Below are 15,431 nucleotides of genomic sequence, written 5' to 3' on the forward strand. Positions count from 1 at the left end.
AGCTCAAAAATAAAACTTTAAACGTTGACGTTTTTGTTCGTTCAGTTTTCAAAGAGCAATTTAGTTTATCGCTTAAGGCGACTTTCACAATATATCATTTATCGACTTTGACGTCAACAACTTTTTTTAAAAAGTTATTTTGTTTCCCGTCAGCAGCGACGTTTATTAATATAACAGCATATTTATCCTTCGTCAATAGATTTCTAGAAATTTATTTAATATTTTCCAAATGTAATTAGCCTTTCTGTTCTTTCCTTTGATTATTACGCATGTACTTAAGACATTCATTAGGCGCTGCGACCCGCTTGAATAAAGAAAATAATATTTTATACCTTTCTTCCATCGCCCTTTTGACAATATAATCGATTCGTTTATCTTTTAAGTCAAATAAGATTTCATCCATTTCCCTTTTTATTAAGTATTGCATTTCTTTCACTTCTTTTTGACTAATTAGGATCCCTAACATCATAAAACCCCTTTGTACCAATCTATTTTTTGTAGTATTTTCCATTTAATTTATTTTTATGAATATGATATTTCATTCATTTACAAAAATAGTTCTGCATAAGATGAAGACAAGGATTGTATTGGACGAGGTGAAGGGAAAAATGAACTTCTTTTATGTGCTAAATGGAAAATCATTAAAACAAATTACTTTGATTTTGATTGCTGCTTTTTTTGCAGCCTGGATTCTGTATATCGGAAATACTGTCTATCTGCCGGTATTCTCTACAAAAGATGGGCCAAAGGCTATTTATAAGGGCGAGAAAGACTTAGCCCTTACCTTTAACATTGGGTGGGGGGATGAAAAAGCGGAGCCAATTCTTGATATTCTCAAAAAAGAGAACGTAAACTCAGCTACCTTTTTCCTTGCCGGGTCTTGGGCAGAGCGCCATCCGGAAATTGTCGCTCGAATGGTAAAGGAGGGATATGAGATTGGCATGCTTGGCTATAATTACGAAGATTATACTGAAATTGAAGAGGCAAAAATTAGGCAGGATTTAGCGAAAGCACAAATTGCATTTAAAAAGTTAAACGTAAAGGACATTAAACTAGTCCGGGCCCCTACAGGACACTTTGACCAAAAAACATTAAAAATTGCGGAAAGACTTGGATATTCAGTCGTCCATTGGAGTATTGATTCGAAAGACTGGACCAACCCGGGGGTAGAAGCAATTATTAATAATGTGTCAAAGGCAAAAAAAGGTGATATTATTTTATTTCATGCTTCCGATTCCGCTAAACAAACCGCTATGGCATTGCCGCAAATAATCAAAGAAATGCAAAGAAAAGGCTTAAAACTAGTCACTGTTTCAGAAATGATCACAAACGCTCAAACAAAAACAAGTGAGATAAAGTGAAAACGCTATTTAATTATAAAAATCAAAAAAGCCGTCCTTTTATTTGGTCGGCTTTTTTGCTGCTATTTTTTGTCTCTGTATTTGAGATTTTTCATTAAGCTTATGAAGAATAAGCAGCTGGTAGGCGTTACATACTAATAATGGAAAGAGCATAAAGTACACCCAGCTTTCTTCATTTACTCTTAATGCCGGTGTCCACTCAAGTGCAGTAACAACTACCATAAAGAATACAGCGGGAATAAACGCCTCTTTATTGGTCAACTTAGCTTTAATCGCAGCAATTACTAGTCCTGCCATCAGGACAATCAGCGCTAATCCGATATACGGAAGCAAGCTGTCCCCTTTTTCCGCAAATGCATTATAACGAAGATAAACTAAATCAAATACGACAAATAAAATAAGAACTACCTGAACAGCATTCCATAATAAATGGGATTTAAAAATCCCCAAACCGAAACGGTGAACGGTTAAATACGCAAAGAACCCCATTTGGCTAAGGACACTAAAAATTAAGCCGACACCCATTAGCCAAAACAGCACCGATAAAATCTCAGGCACGTCGAAGGCCATAAACATGGACTCATATTCTTTCCATCTAACGATAAAACCGACAACTCCAGTCGTTAATCCTCCAACTAAAAGAGTTGACATAAATAACTTTACCCAATTACGGCTAGTCAATTTATTTTTCCTCCATAGCAAAAAAATTCATACACTTTATGATTGTACCAACCTGCCTTTGAAAAATCTAGGTATTCCATTTCAAGCGAATAATATTTGCTAATTTTCTTCATTCTAATAGTAAGAGTAATAACTGAAAGGAGCTTCAATATGATTAAAAGACACCGTTTGCTCCTGCCATTTTTGATGATCATTTTTATTACTGGCTGCGGTGCAAAGGAAGCACGCAGTGGTCAAATGGATTATGATCAAACTAAAAAAATGGTTGTTGATATCCTAAAAACCGATGATGGAAAAAAGGCCATTCAAGAACTCATGTCAGATGATAAAATGAAGCAGAAACTTGTCATGGATCAAGCAATCGTGTCAGACACGATCGAAAAAACATTAACCTCTGAAAAGGGAACTGAATTTTGGAAAAAGTCATTTGAGGATCCTAAATTTGCTGAAAGCATTGCAAAAAGTATGAAAAAGGAAAATGAACAGCTTTTAAAGGATTTAATGAAGGATCCGGAATATCGCGGAATGATGATCGAGGTCTTGAAGGATCCAGAACTAGAAAAAGAAGTGACAACGATTTTAAAAAGCAAAAAATACCGGGAGCATTTACAAACCGTTGTAACAGATACGTTTGAAAGCCCAATCTTTAAAGCCAAAATCCAAGACATTCTTCTTAAAGCCGCGGAAGAAGTTAAAGCCGGAGAAAAAGGGGGCGGACAAGGCGGTAGCGGCGGAAAAGGTGGACAACAAGGTGGCGGCGGTCAAAGCGGAGGTTCCAAATAAAAAAAACGCAGCGTCTTGGACCCTCAATATACACAAGAGTTGGACAATTTATCTAAATCGAGTAGGGTAATATTTCAATAAAAAACCTCTTCTCGAGTGAGAAGAGGTTTTTTCAGATTACTTTCCTTCAAGAGAGTTAACCACTTTTTCGGCTATATCTCGGTATATTTTACCTAACTTATGATCTTCTTGATAAACAGAAGGGGCAAAATCGTCTTCATTCCAATCCGGCTGAGCTAATGGCAATTGGCCTAAAACCTTCGTTCTTAATTCATCAGCCAGCTTTTCTCCCCCGCCTTGCCCGAAAACATATTCTTTCTCTCCGGTAAGCTTACTTTCGAAATAAGCCATGTTTTCAATAACACCTAATATTTCATGGTTCGTCTTTAATGCCATCGCTCCAGCACGAGCAGCAACAAAAGCTGCAGTTGGATGAGGAGTCGTTACAACGATTTCTTTACAAGATGGGAGCATTGTATGAACATCCAATGCCACATCCCCAGTCCCAGGAGGCAAATCTAACAGTAAATAATCGAGTTCTCCCCACTCTACTTCATTGAAGAAACTATTTAGCATTTTCCCAAGCATTGGACCTCTCCAAATAATCGGTGAATTATCTTCAACAAAGAACCCCATCGAAATCACTTTCACGCCGAAACGATCGACAGGAATGATCCTTTCGCCCCTCACAACAGGGCGCTCTGTAATCCCCATCATATCCGGAACACTAAATCCATATATATCTGCGTCGATCAATCCGACCTTCTTACCTAATCTTGCTAAGGACACAGCAAGGTTAACGGAAACAGTCGATTTACCGACCCCGCCCTTTCCGCTCGCAATAGCAATGAACGTCGTCTTGCTGTCAGGGGATAGCAATCCCTTATCTTCCTCTGTTACCGATGCTCTGTATTGTGATAAAACAGCCTCAGGCAGCTCACTGAAACGTATGCCAACTGTAGCTGCTCCCGCTTCTTTCAAAAGATTAACAATTTGGGTTTGGAGTTGAAGCTGCTCTGCAGTCCCCGTTTTCGCTATCTGTATTTTCACACTGACATGATTTTTTTCTTCTTTAATCTTAACTTCTTCAATTGCACCAAGCTCGCCTAACGCTTTATGTAAAAATGGCTCCTGCAGTCCACCTAAAACATCTCTAATGTTCTGTTCAGTTAACATAATAGCACCCGCCTTATTGAATTCGTTTCCATTAAAGTATAACATACTCATTCGATGCTACTGTTAATTCTATCACACCTCAGTTAAATTAAACCAATCCTAGAGATCCGAGTAAAATTACAGCGTGAAGAAAGATGCCATTTGGCACCTTTTTATTCCCACACTTCAGTTAATTCTTTTTCATTCGAATAATGACGCATGATTCCATTGTAAATAGAGGCGGCAACTTTATCCTGGTATTTCTCGTTCTTTAAGTTAGCTCTTTCAGCTGGATTTGATAAAAACCCAACTTCAACCAATACACCTGGTTTCTTGGCGTTTTTTAGTATATATACACTGTTAATTTCTTTCGAATTTCGATTGGTGTTTTCTAAATTTCTGCGGAGTTCATCTTGAATAAACTTTGCAGCCTTGGCATTTTCCGGTATTTTAGGCGAATAAAATGTTTGTGCCCCACTCCACCTTGAGGATGGAATCGAATTTAAATGAATGCTTACATAAAACTCCGCACCTGATGTATTAATCAATTCCAGTCTCTTTTTTAAATCCTCTGCCTTTCTCCTGCTATATCCCCTCGTCCCTTCTGGAGCCAGGTCACGATCATCTACCCTCGTCATAATCACCAGAGCGCCTTGTTGCTGTAGGTAATCTCTAACCTTTAACGAAATATCAAGGGCAATCCCCTTCTCAAGCGCATCTTCATCGCCCGCTCCTCCATCCGGCCCCCCGTGACCCGGATCAAGCAAAATGATTTTACCTGTTAAGGGCAAGTTCCAAGACTCCCATGAATCATCCTCCGAAAAATCATATTGCAAAATTAAAAACAGGACGATAAGTCCAATCCCAAATGCGCCTGTTTTAATTATTTTTGTCATATCGCAGTCAATCCTCCCACTCGTCCTCACATTAAATATATGGGACAAGAAGGAGTTCTAGAACACGAAATCAGTGGAGTCTTAGCTTATGTCTTCTTTCTCCTTTCTGATAACCGTCCATCCACCAGCTACACACATACTGCTCGCATAAATAATAGAGAGATTCACCCATCACACCCTCTTCACCATGCCCCCAGTACAATAAAAAATGATATAACGTATCAATTAAATGCTGCTCTTCCTTCCTGCAGCGATTTTTAACGTTATCAATCGTCTCACCGTATATGCCGAAATGACTGAAGTTCGCTCCCAATAAATAAGCTTCGATCGCTACATCATAGCAAGCTTCCTCAATCCCTCTATTCATCATTAGCCCCGATACAAACCTTGAAGAACCAAAATACTGTTGTATTTTTTCTTTAAGTGCCTTGATCGAAATTTCCCGTAAGACGGATTTTTCATATTTGATCTGCTTTTCTCTTTTCTTCTCTGTAAATGTTGTTATCACATTCACTTCTATTCACCTCTTGCAGATAGTCTTTATCCTTTGTAAGGGAGAAATACAAAATGCAAATACCTTTCTGCTGCCAATTTTTATTATGCCGCTATTAAAATTAAGGCTGTGTTAAATGTAGCTGTTGATTTTCGCTGCAGGCACTCGCTTTCCGCTACAATCAACAAGTGCATTTATCAACATTAAGCTTTAACATAGCCTAAATTAAAAAGACTGACCCTTATTGAAGTCAGTCCCTTTCGCTTTCGTGTCTAAAGTTATTTAAGATTCATCAATGTTGCTTCATATTCCGTTAATGCTTCGTCTAGTTTTTGTAATCCCTCGTCAATTTGCTCCTTTGTGACAATTAGCGGTGGAATCATTCTGATTACTTCACTATGATTTCCGCAAAGATAGAATAATACCCCTTTTTCAAGCGCTAGATCAAGGATTTTTAACAATCCCTCTCCATTTGGTTCCCCTGTTTTTGGATGAATGATTTCAATTCCAATCATTAATCCAACAGCGCGGATGCTACCGATTACAGCGTGTCGTTCTTTTATGTGCTCAAGCTGCTGGACAGCATAGCTTCCCATTTTTCTAGTATTTTCAAGCAGATTTTCCTCTTTAATCACTTCTAATACTGCTAATCCAACAGAGCAAGCAATCGGATTGCCGCCGAACGTCGTTCCATGACTGCCAAGCGGCCACTGCTTCATTAATTCACTTGACGCAACGGTCGCACTGAGAGGGAGACCAGAAGCAATTCCTTTGGCAATAGCCATAATGTCTGGCGTCACATCAAATGTTTGTGCTGCAAACCATTCGCCTGTTCGACCGAATCCCGTTTGAACTTCATCAAAAATGAGTAAAATGTTGTGCCGATCACAGATTTCACGAACCTTTTTCAGCCAGCCTTTTGGCGGAACAATATACCCGCCCTCCCCAAGGACAGGCTCTAAAATAACACAAGCGACTTCTTCAGGTGTCACTTGATGACTAAATAAAGTGGCGAAATCCTTTTCTAATTTATTGATTACGTATTCCTCATGATCAGAACCAGGAGGGCATTCTTTCACATTTGCATAAGGTACTTGATAGGTGAGACCTGATGGCTGCATAAATTTGCGGTATTTACTTTTTGATGTTGTTACACTTAATGCGCCTAATGAACGACCATGGAAACAACCCGTGAATGAAATCACATAAGGACGCTTCGTTACATACTTAGCGAGCTTAATTGCCCCTTCAATGGCCTCAGTTCCACTATTCGCAAAGAAAAAGCAATCAAGGTCACCAGGTAAAATATCGGCCAGTTCATCTGCCAATTGTAAAATGGATTCATACATAATGACGCCAGAAGGACCATGCATCAAACCATCCGCTGCATCTTTGATCGCTTGAACCACTTTCGGGTGACGGTGTCCAACATTTGTTACAGCAATACCAGACGTGAAATCAAGATATTTCTTTCCATCTACTCCAAAGTAATAGCAGCCTTCTTCTTTCACAACCGGTAAGTTCGGATGATCTTTGGCCATACTAGGCGCTAATCGGTTTGGCATATTTTTCAGGAGATGATCCCATTTGTTTTCCATTCAATTGACCTCCATAATCGTATTGCAATCCCCTCAGAAAAGCGCAAGAGCCCGTTCAGCGTCGTATAGACTGGAGCACTTCGACTGAGATAAAGGAAACACGGTGAGTGGAGCGAACCGATGTTGACTTATCATAGGGAGAAGTGCGAAGTCTACTAGCCGCTGGGCGCTGGAGCTAGACAGTTATCTAACTCGAAAAAAGTTATGCTTTCGTATAATTTCAAAATTAAATGACATTCCTTATTTAATCGACTTTAAACTTTCTTCCCGAATGAGCGTCAATAATTCCTCTTTATATTTGCCAAACTCCGTTGTCCCTTTTACACTGAATTCCCTTGGTCGTTCAAGTGTAATCGGAACCTTTTTCTTTAATCGCCCCGGTCTTGCAGTCATCACATAAACCGAGTCTGCTAAAAAGATTGATTCCTCGACATCATGGGTAATAAATAAAATCGTCTTTTTGGACTCTTCCCATGCTTTAAGCAACACTTCTTGCATAATGTTTCTTGTTTGGGCATCCAGCGCGCCAAAAGGTTCATCCATTAATAAAATTTTCGGATCGTTAGCTAAAGCGCGCGCAATGGCTACACGTTGTTTCATGCCGCCTGATAACTGAATCGGGTAATGCTTTTCAAATCCTTCTAAACCAATTAATTGAAGGTAATGCCTTGCCACATCATCTCGCTCTTTTTGCGGAACACCCTTTAACTTTAAACCAAATGTTATATTTTCTTTCACGGTTAGCCATGGATATAAGGTATACGATTGAAAGACCATGCCTCGGTCAGGTCCTGGACCGCCTATTTCTTTCCCATCAAGGAGAACATGACCTGAGGTTGATTCTTCTAAACCTGCTACAATGCGCAAGACGGTTGATTTGCCGCATCCCGAAGGCCCTAAAATAGTCACAAACTCTCCATCTTCAATATTAAAGGAGGTTCTTTCTAATGCCGTCGTTTCGCCGCTTTTCGTTTTGAATATCTTCCCTACATCCTTAATTTCCAACTTAGGCGTTCTCACCTTCGAAACATTCTTCTCTCCGCTTTGCGTATCGAATTTCCCCGCTTCATTGATTTCTAACTTTGGTGTTCCCATCTTAAAAACCATCCTTTCTCATCCAAGAAAACGAAGCTCGGTAAATCGCTTTAAACAGAATATCTGTAATAAGCCCTAGCAAACCGATAATTAGAATTCCCACGATAATTTTATCTGGCTTCAGGAAACGTGAAGCTTGCATGATCATATAACCTAAACCACTGGATGCTCCGACAATTTCCGCCACCACCAAATAAGTCCAGGCCCATCCGAATGTAATCCGAAGTGTGTCGACAATTCCCGGTAAAGAAGCCGGAAGAATCACTTTTGCAAAAATTTGGGCTTTCTTAGCTCCTAATGTATAAGAAACATCAACTAAATCGTTTTGCACATTTTTGGTCACATCCATTACCATAAGCGTAAGCTGAAAAAACGTCCCTAAGAAAATTACGGACATTTTTTCTGTCTCACCAAGACCAATCCATAATATTAATAATGGTATAAATGCTGAAGCCGGCATATAACGAATAAATCCTATAATAGGCTCAAAGGCCCCTTCAATAATTCGCAGTGATCCCATAAAAATCCCTAAAGGTATCCCAATTACTGCAGCTAAAAGAAAGCCCGCAAGAACCCTTGAAAAACTAATCCCGATATCAGAAAGGATCTCGCCGCTTATAAATAATTTGGTGGCTGTAGCTAACACTGTCGTTGGAGTAGGCAAAAATAAAGGATTTACAACCCCGCCGTAGCTCAATACTGACCAAACCCCAAAAACAATAATAAAAGTAAGAAATCCTACCGATGTATATATCGCTTTTGGTATTTCTTTTTTAGGAGTAAACCACTTTTTCCCCATTAAAACCCCTCCATCTATGTACCAATTCGGAAAGTTCCTGACTCAGGAGGCATAAAGGATAGGCCTTTTGAGTCAGGTAAGTGCTTGATAAATTCGAGAAAGTGCTCGATAGGAACTGAAAAGCGCTCGATAAAGTTACTTTTTCGAATTGCGGCTAAGCTTTTTATTTAGTTCAAAAAGCTTGAATTAATTACATCTTCGGCTTTTGGTTCTTTATCAATCAATTTTTGCTCTAAGTAGAACTTAATGGCATTTTCCGTTGATTGATAAATTGCCCCTTTGGCACTATCTGAACCGAATAATTTATCGTTATCCTCTTTTGTCATGAATTTCAAGCCTGTTTCCGTAGCTTCAAATTCCGCTACATCAATATTTAGGCCCTTTGCCATAATTTCATTCGCTTCTGTTTTATTCTCTTTCCAATAATCCATCGCTTCACCCATCGCTTTCACAAATGCTTTCACATCTTCAGGGCGGTTTTTAATGACGTCTTCCTTAAAGCTGATCGTATCGACGATAATACCTGGGAGATCTTTTGTCGTTAACAATACCTTGCCGTTCGCTTCTGCGCCTTTTGTTAACCAAGGTTCCCATGTCACCGCAGCATCGACTTTGCCAGCTGCAAATGCTGCACCTGCATCACCCGCTGACATTTGGACGACTTCCACATCTTTTTCGGTTAATCCCGCTTGTTGCAACGCTGTTAATGCAAGCATATGGCTTGTTGAACCAACCTCAAATGCGACCTGTTTGCCTTTTAAGTCTTTTACATCATTGATATCATTTTTGACGAGAATCCCATCCCCGCCATAAGAATCATCCAATAACCACACAACTTGCACCGGAATATCAGACGCCGCTAATGTTACTTGCACGTCCAATGCTGTTGCCATGCCATCAATTTTTCCACCTGCCAACGCTTGTTTACGCTCGCCCAATCCTTCAATAATCGAAAGCTCAACATTTACGCCATTTTTTTCAAAAAAGCCCTTTTCTTTCGCTAAAAATAGCGGTCCATACCCCGTCCATGTTGGAAGCGTTACTTTTAACGGCGTCGTTGGCTTTCCATCCACGGTTTCCTTAGACACTTCCTCTTTTCCACATGCCACCAACGCGATCAGCAGCATAAACGAACATACAATCGTCAACCATTTTTTCATCCTAACTTCCCCCTTTTTTAAACTGTTTTCTTTTTGTAACTTAATTACCTTGCAATTTTTATGCCAATGTTTATTCTATTTTATATTTCTTGATTTTTCTAACTATAGAAGGCTGACTAATCCCTAACGCTTTAGCCATTTGAGTCGTTGTTTTGTATCGCTTTCTTGCTTGAATAAGTACCTGCTTTTCTACGCCTTCAAGAATGTCCGACAGTGACCGATTTCCATCGTCAACAGATGATACGTCATAGGAAGACTTCCGATAACGATCAGGCAAATTTTCCATTTCAATCAGATGTTTAGATGAAGTAACAACAAGCCTTTCAATTAAATTGATTAACTCCCGTACATTGCCCCTCCATTCTTGCGTTAGCAACAAATGGATAACCCCTTCATCAAGGCTGCGCTGACGGTTATATTTTTCTGAGAAATACTTAAGAAAGTAATCAATTAACGGAATAATATCAGTTGTACGTTTCCTTAATGGCGGTATTGTGATGGGTACAACATTTAAACGAAAGAAGAGATCCTTCCTAAACGTTCCTTCTTCAACAGCTTCTTCTAAATTTCGGTTAGTTGCAGCTATCATTCGAAAATCAGCGGTTCGCAGTTTCGTTCCGCCAACCCGGTAAAACTGCTTCTCTTGAATAAACTTCAATATCTTTACTTGATTGGCTAATGACAGCTCGCCGATCTCATCTAAAAATAATGTTCCACCTTCAGCAAGCTCCGCTAAACCTACCTTGCCTTTCACATTTGCACCTGTAAAAGAACCTGATTCATACCCAAAAAACTCTGCCTCGAAAAGCGTCTCCGGAATCGCTCCACAATTCACCTCAATAAAAGGACCGCCTTTTCTAGGACTTTTGTTATGAATAAATTTAGCGATATGTGATTTTCCCACTCCTGATTCGCCAAGCAGTAACACATTTACATCAATTTCAGCCACCTGTAATGCGAGGTGAAGGACCTTTTTCATTTCGTCACAAGTTGCGATCATGCCATCCTTATAAAAGTGAAGATTTCTAAGCATTTCAAGCTCACTCTTCACTCTCTCCATTTCGCCTTCCATGTCCTTTAAGTATTTTTTCATGTTAAGTAACTCAGTCACATCATGGGAATAACTCACAATCCGGACGAGCTGATTTTCCGGATTGAAAACTGGAATACCAGTAACAAGTAACTTTTTCCCATCCATCGTTGTTTGCACGAAAGTAATCTTCTTTTTTTCCTTAATAACCATCGGTGTCAAAATAGGTGTAAAAACACCTTCTTTTTCAAGATCATAAACGGAACGACCAACCATTTCCTTTGACTTCATATTATAAATCGCTTCTGTTGCTTCACTGACTTTCAAAATAATTCCGTCTGTATTCGTTACTAAAATATCATCTTGCAATGAGTGAAGAATCGCTTCATTTTCATTCCAATCTTTTTTTTTATCAATCAAAAATAGTCCTCCCTTCTATTTCGCTTTTCTCTAATTAATTATTTAATAATGAATAATCAGTTGACGGAATTCTCCCATAACTCAGTTATATCAAATAACAAGATGATTTTATACAATTTTGAATAATTTATTTATTTTTAAATAATCTTTAGGCAAGAACTGCGGTACGGAACTAAAATAAGTGTTAAATCTATTTCTTCTAAATCCTACAACTAAAAGCAAAAAACTCGCCGCTTGGCGAGTTTTCATATATAAAACCGATTTCCATCATGAAATGTGATTATTAGTGATAAAATTAATAGAATAGAAACTTGCTTCTCCTTATATGTCTTTCTAAATAAAAGAAGGTATTAAAGGACTTTATCGATTTTAGCCGATTTTCGGCACCTTGCGTATGGAAATTTTCCACTTGGAGCCTGTTTCGATATGATACGCTTGGGCGAATGAACCTTGATTGATTGCTACCCCGAGCTTGTCGAGTGAATTGACGAAAAGTAACGGCTCTCCCAAGTGACTATCTGCGAATGACCTGCCATACGTCATGATATTTTTATACACTTGGCGGACATCATTTTGGAGCGTTACTTCAAATGAATCACCGTGTTGGACATCCAATTGCTTGAAAAGCGTTCGATCGATATTCGTCCAAAGATTCCCGAAACGTATATCGAGAATATCAATATTCCCTGTAACTACCCCGTCCTTCAACGCTGCCTCGAATTTTGTTAGCTGAATCAGCGATTCTACAGATATTTCCGGCCCTATTTCTTCAAAGGTAATAATTCCTGAAGCAAGTCTTGCTGCTGTATAGGCGTACACGTCACGCCCATGGAATGTATAAGATTCACCCGATTGTGGCAAACGATTAACCGTTTCATCAATCATTCTTGCTTCGGTCACACCGATCTCCGCTTTAATATGGGTAAGAGTTCCATTATCAGGCGTCACAATATATTGATTTTCAGCTGTTTTGATAACAACGCTACGTCGGTCCGTCCCTACTCCAGGATCAACAACTGAAACAAACACTGTTTCTTCAGGCCAATACGAAATCGTCTGGTATAACCGATAGGACGCCTCCCAAATATTATACTGAGGGATATCATGGGTAAGGTCAAAAATTCTTAAAGAAGGATTTACCGAAATTGCCACCCCATACATTGCACTTACCGCTCCATCACTTGTACCAAAATCCGTCTGTAAAACTACATTTCTTTTAGCCATCATAATCCCTCCCAAATATAAAATTTCCATTAGAACATAAAAAAACCACGCCCTTATCAATTAAGATAAGGACGTGGTTGAATTCACGTGGTACCACCTTATTTCACCGTTTGCTTACGCTATACGGCCTCTGCAAGTACAGTAGAAAAAAACATCTCAGTATACTGTGGTTTTGATAACGAGTACCAACTCTCGTCGTGTCCTACTAATTTTCGAAAAAATGTTCAGCATGAGACTCCGAGGCCATTGTTCAGATTATTATTTTTGCTTCTTTTCAGCTACCGAAGCTCTCTGTGTAAAATAAGTGATCCTACTTTTTCTCATCAACGTCATTTAAGATTGATTTAGTTTTTTATTAAACTGAATTATACAACAATTACCCAAAAACACAAGTCTTTGTAATTTTTTTGATCAAGCAACTACATTACCCCAAACATGCCATTGATAAATGGTACTTAACGAACTAATCATGTTCAATCGTTATAAAGATTTTTTTACTTACCGCCATTACATTAATATACCCTCTACACATGAAGAATATTCATCCAAAGCAGAGTAAAGAGGAGGGAATAGTGAATTTGCTGTAACAAAAGAAATGACCGAGAAAAAATGACTTTCTCGACAATCTTTAGAAGAGTACACTCTTCTCTGTAAAACCTACTTAATATATTCATGGCTAACTAGATCGTCAGAAATAACTTTTGTTGGGATGACAAATTCAACAACTCCCATATAACCTGGGGCAACCTCATATTTGTTAAAGGAGATAACTAATTTTCCATTATTATTAATATAGAAATTTTGATCCTTCTTAATTGCTTCAAATGTTTCCACAAGGTCTTCATCCTCGAGTCCGGCTTCCGTAACCCAATATACTTTACCAGAATCAGTATCCTTCATTTGCTCTCTCATTTGTTCTTTAATGTTCTGACTAATGATAGGCACATAACGCTCATCTTTAAATAGCATAGGCAAGCTTAACAATATTTGATTTTTCTTGTCAATTGTGTCATATTTCATGACAGTCGAGGATGAACCAACCGTTTCTACAGTATATCTACCAATAGATAAAATCCGATCGTTATCGGTTTTGACTTCATAACCGCTGTTAACACCAAGATGCCCGCCGCCATTTTTCTCTAGATCCTCAGTATCAGCCACGAACTGCTCGTATAGTTGTTTTCCTTCTTTTGTATATTTTTTATTGAGACTTTGCGCTAAATCTCTATTTTCCAAATCTGTTACTACTGGCACTTTAATATCTGCCTGATAGTTATCTTTATCAAGTTTAAACTCTGTAAAAGTCAGGACTTTGACAATATTTCCAACAACCGGAACTTCTGCTAAGGAGCTAGCCATTGCTGGACTCATATTAATGCTTCCAACAAAAAGCATGGAAGCTGCAGCTGCTACAGAGATCCATTTATAATGAGTTTTCCTTTTCCTTCCCTTCTTTAATGCTTTCTCCACGACGAAATTGAGTTCATCAGGAATTGAAATATTTTTATATTGCGTTTTAAGTTGTTCCAATTTTTTATCCATACTATTTAGCTCCTTTGATCTTTTCATCATTCATTTCAATACGTAATAATTTCAAAGCTTTATACAATCGCGTTTTAATCGTATTGACATTTTCATTCAATACAGCCGCTACTTCATCGAGCTTCAAATCTTCAAAATATCGTAAAATAATAATGCTCTTATATTCTGGCGCCAATTGATCCACTGCCATTTCTAAATCAAAAATTTCATAATGGTCTTCTTTTCCTGAACACATCATCTCTATCGTTTCAGCATCGACAATACTGACTCTCTTATGTTTCCTAAGGAAATCTAGAGAAGTATTCACAACGATTCTGTAAAACCAGCTTTTAAGCATGCTTAAATCTTGAAGGGAATGACTGGAACGGATCGCTTTGTGAATGGAGTCTTGTACAATATCTAAAGCATCCTCTGGATTTTTCACATAGCTATAGGCCAGTCGGTAAACATTCTCTTTGTTTTCTCTTATAAATTCAGTAAATACATCATCATCAATGAATCTGCTTTTCTTACCCATTCGCAAAAAGGCTCCTTTATTGCATTTAATTTGTATACACTAATAAGACGTTTTATCTATTACAAAAAGTTTTACCCTTATAAGTGACATTCTTATGTTTCCAAACGGGAAGTGTCCATCATTACCACCATGATGGACATTTTTCCGATTAAAAGAACCGACATTGTCCTTCATATACTTTTCCCCATAAAAGAAGCGTTCCCCGAAAGGAACGCTAACATGAACACATTAGTAGATAAAACGAAGAAAGTTTCCTTCTGGTTAGTATTACGAAGAACAGCATGATCCCTGCATATTACTTGATGGCTACTTATATAATCGGACTTGTAATAGTTGGCGTTTTTGTTAAAAAAACAGCTGGGAGATCGTTACGTGGGTCTGCACCAACTGTAGAAGATCCAAGCGAAATCGATGAAATATTGAAAAGTCCAGATAAAGCTCTCTGGCGGAAAGAAGAAATGCCATTGAAAGCAGCGGTAGAAAGTGACCATAATCAAAACGTATCTGCAAAATAACAAAGGAATTAATCAAAGGAATATAAAACACATTACAAAAGATCATCTTCTCTTTTATGAGGTGCTTTACTTTTTATTTAATAGCAGTTTTTAAGCCTATTGTGTTGACCTCTTGATAATGATTGTTATGGATGCTATGTTAAATATGATAGAACCCACCAC

16 protein-coding genes and 1 other annotated feature are annotated in these 15,431 nt (G+C 38.4%); of the genes, 3 read left to right on the plus strand and 13 right to left on the minus strand.

What is annotated here, in order from left to right; all coding sequences use genetic code 11:
* Positions 1 to 235: 235 nt before the first annotated feature.
* Positions 236 to 466: a hypothetical protein gene (locus BGM26_RS14650; RefSeq protein ID WP_217040490.1), complete on the minus strand. Its 231-nt coding sequence runs from the start codon at positions 464 to 466 to the stop codon at positions 236 to 238.
* A gap of 142 nt (positions 467 to 608) precedes the next feature.
* On the opposite strand from BGM26_RS14650, the gene pdaB reads away from it, so the two are divergent.
* Positions 609 to 1,361, plus strand: coding sequence for a polysaccharide deacetylase family sporulation protein PdaB (gene pdaB / locus BGM26_RS14655; RefSeq protein ID WP_217040491.1), 753 nt, complete (start codon positions 609 to 611; stop codon positions 1,359 to 1,361).
* Positions 1,362 to 1,400: 39 nt separating this feature from the next.
* On the opposite strand, the gene BGM26_RS14660 is transcribed toward pdaB, so the two are convergent.
* Positions 1,401 to 2,042, minus strand: a complete 642-nt coding sequence (locus BGM26_RS14660; protein ID WP_217040492.1) for a KinB-signaling pathway activation protein — start codon at positions 2,040 to 2,042, stop codon at positions 1,401 to 1,403.
* A gap of 150 nt (positions 2,043 to 2,192) precedes the next feature.
* On the opposite strand from BGM26_RS14660, the gene gerD reads away from it, so the two are divergent.
* A complete protein-coding gene (gerD, locus tag BGM26_RS14665) occupies positions 2,193 to 2,825 on the plus strand; it encodes a spore germination lipoprotein GerD (RefSeq protein ID WP_217040493.1) in 633 nt (210 codons plus the stop codon).
* Positions 2,826 to 2,942: 117 nt separating this feature from the next.
* Here the strand turns inward: gerD and BGM26_RS14670 are convergent, their stop codons facing one another.
* The 11 genes from BGM26_RS14670 to BGM26_RS14720 form a co-directional block, all read right to left on the minus strand.
* Positions 2,943 to 4,001 (minus strand): P-loop NTPase, encoded by a 1,059-nt coding sequence (locus BGM26_RS14670; protein ID WP_217040494.1) that lies wholly within the window; start codon positions 3,999 to 4,001, stop codon positions 2,943 to 2,945.
* A gap of 152 nt (positions 4,002 to 4,153) precedes the next feature.
* Positions 4,154 to 4,876: an N-acetylmuramoyl-L-alanine amidase CwlD gene (gene cwlD / locus BGM26_RS14675; RefSeq protein WP_217040495.1), complete on the minus strand. Its 723-nt coding sequence runs from the start codon at positions 4,874 to 4,876 to the stop codon at positions 4,154 to 4,156.
* A gap of 70 nt (positions 4,877 to 4,946) precedes the next feature.
* Positions 4,947 to 5,390 carry a YbaK family protein gene (locus BGM26_RS14680; protein ID WP_217040496.1) on the minus strand — a complete coding sequence of 148 codons (444 nt, stop codon included), beginning with the start codon at positions 5,388 to 5,390 and terminating at the stop codon, positions 4,947 to 4,949.
* Positions 5,391 to 5,647: 257 nt separating this feature from the next.
* A complete protein-coding gene (locus BGM26_RS14685) occupies positions 5,648 to 6,967 on the minus strand; it encodes an aspartate aminotransferase family protein (RefSeq protein WP_217040497.1) in 1,320 nt (439 codons plus the stop codon).
* Between the two features lie 240 nt (positions 6,968 to 7,207).
* Positions 7,208 to 8,074 carry an ABC transporter ATP-binding protein gene (locus BGM26_RS14690; protein WP_483297785.1) on the minus strand — a complete coding sequence of 289 codons (867 nt, stop codon included), beginning with the start codon at positions 8,072 to 8,074 and terminating at the stop codon, positions 7,208 to 7,210.
* Positions 8,064 to 8,861 carry an ABC transporter permease gene (locus BGM26_RS14695; protein ID WP_217040498.1) on the minus strand — a complete coding sequence of 266 codons (798 nt, stop codon included), beginning with the start codon at positions 8,859 to 8,861 and terminating at the stop codon, positions 8,064 to 8,066. The genes BGM26_RS14690 and BGM26_RS14695 overlap by 11 nt, the downstream gene beginning before the upstream one ends.
* Before the next feature lie 167 nt (positions 8,862 to 9,028).
* Positions 9,029 to 10,021, minus strand: coding sequence for an ABC transporter substrate-binding protein (locus BGM26_RS14700; protein WP_217040499.1), 993 nt, complete (start codon positions 10,019 to 10,021; stop codon positions 9,029 to 9,031).
* A gap of 70 nt (positions 10,022 to 10,091) precedes the next feature.
* Positions 10,092 to 11,471 (minus strand): sigma-54 interaction domain-containing protein, encoded by a 1,380-nt coding sequence (locus tag BGM26_RS14705; RefSeq protein WP_254119299.1) that lies wholly within the window; start codon positions 11,469 to 11,471, stop codon positions 10,092 to 10,094.
* A gap of 369 nt (positions 11,472 to 11,840) precedes the next feature.
* On the minus strand, positions 11,841 to 12,695 hold the full coding sequence (locus tag BGM26_RS14710; RefSeq protein WP_217040500.1) for an SAM hydrolase/SAM-dependent halogenase family protein: 855 nt from the start codon (positions 12,693 to 12,695) through the stop codon (positions 11,841 to 11,843).
* Between the two features lie 64 nt (positions 12,696 to 12,759).
* Positions 12,760 to 13,031, minus strand: a binding site (T-box leader).
* Positions 13,032 to 13,352: 321 nt separating this feature from the next.
* On the minus strand, positions 13,353 to 14,237 hold the full coding sequence (gene rsiV / locus BGM26_RS14715; protein ID WP_217040501.1) for an anti-sigma-V factor RsiV: 885 nt from the start codon (positions 14,235 to 14,237) through the stop codon (positions 13,353 to 13,355).
* Position 14,238: 1 nt separating this feature from the next.
* On the minus strand, positions 14,239 to 14,754 hold the full coding sequence (locus tag BGM26_RS14720) for an RNA polymerase sigma factor SigV (RefSeq protein WP_217040502.1): 516 nt from the start codon (positions 14,752 to 14,754) through the stop codon (positions 14,239 to 14,241).
* A 302-nt stretch (positions 14,755 to 15,056) separates the two neighbouring features.
* Here BGM26_RS14720 and BGM26_RS14725 point away from each other — a divergent pair, with 302 nt between their 5' ends.
* Positions 15,057 to 15,269 carry a hypothetical protein gene (locus tag BGM26_RS14725; RefSeq protein WP_254119301.1) on the plus strand — a complete coding sequence of 71 codons (213 nt, stop codon included), beginning with the start codon at positions 15,057 to 15,059 and terminating at the stop codon, positions 15,267 to 15,269.
* The last annotated feature ends 162 nt before the right edge of the window (positions 15,270 to 15,431 follow it).

Source organism: Bacillus sp. FJAT-29790 (assembly GCF_019039215.1).
Lineage (GTDB): Bacteria > Bacillota > Bacilli > Bacillales > Cytobacillaceae > Cytobacillus.

Bases quoted from the DNA above. Each gene is read 5' to 3' on its own strand.
- BGM26_RS14650 (WP_217040490.1), bottom strand. From the start codon at position 466: ATGTTAGGGATCCTAATTAGTCAAAAAGAAGTGAAAGAAATGCAATAC.
- pdaB (WP_217040491.1), top strand. From the start codon at position 609: ATGAACTTCTTTTATGTGCTAAATGGAAAATCATTAAAACAAATTACT.
- gerD (WP_217040493.1), top strand. From the start codon at position 2,193: ATGATTAAAAGACACCGTTTGCTCCTGCCATTTTTGATGATCATTTTT.
- BGM26_RS14670 (WP_217040494.1), bottom strand. From the start codon at position 4,001: ATGTTAACTGAACAGAACATTAGAGATGTTTTAGGTGGACTGCAGGAG.
- cwlD (WP_217040495.1), bottom strand. From the start codon at position 4,876: ATGACAAAAATAATTAAAACAGGCGCATTTGGGATTGGACTTATCGTC.
- BGM26_RS14685 (WP_217040497.1), bottom strand. From the start codon at position 6,967: ATGGAAAACAAATGGGATCATCTCCTGAAAAATATGCCAAACCGATTA.
- BGM26_RS14690 (WP_483297785.1), bottom strand. From the start codon at position 8,074: ATGGTTTTTAAGATGGGAACACCAAAGTTAGAAATCAATGAAGCGGGG.
- BGM26_RS14695 (WP_217040498.1), bottom strand. From the start codon at position 8,861: ATGGGGAAAAAGTGGTTTACTCCTAAAAAAGAAATACCAAAAGCGATA.
- BGM26_RS14700 (WP_217040499.1), bottom strand. From the start codon at position 10,021: ATGAAAAAATGGTTGACGATTGTATGTTCGTTTATGCTGCTGATCGCG.
- BGM26_RS14710 (WP_217040500.1), bottom strand. From the start codon at position 12,695: ATGGCTAAAAGAAATGTAGTTTTACAGACGGATTTTGGTACAAGTGAT.
- rsiV (WP_217040501.1), bottom strand. From the start codon at position 14,237: ATGGATAAAAAATTGGAACAACTTAAAACGCAATATAAAAATATTTCA.
- BGM26_RS14720 (WP_217040502.1), bottom strand. From the start codon at position 14,754: ATGGGTAAGAAAAGCAGATTCATTGATGATGATGTATTTACTGAATTT.
- BGM26_RS14725 (WP_254119301.1), top strand. From the start codon at position 15,057: ATGGCTACTTATATAATCGGACTTGTAATAGTTGGCGTTTTTGTTAAA.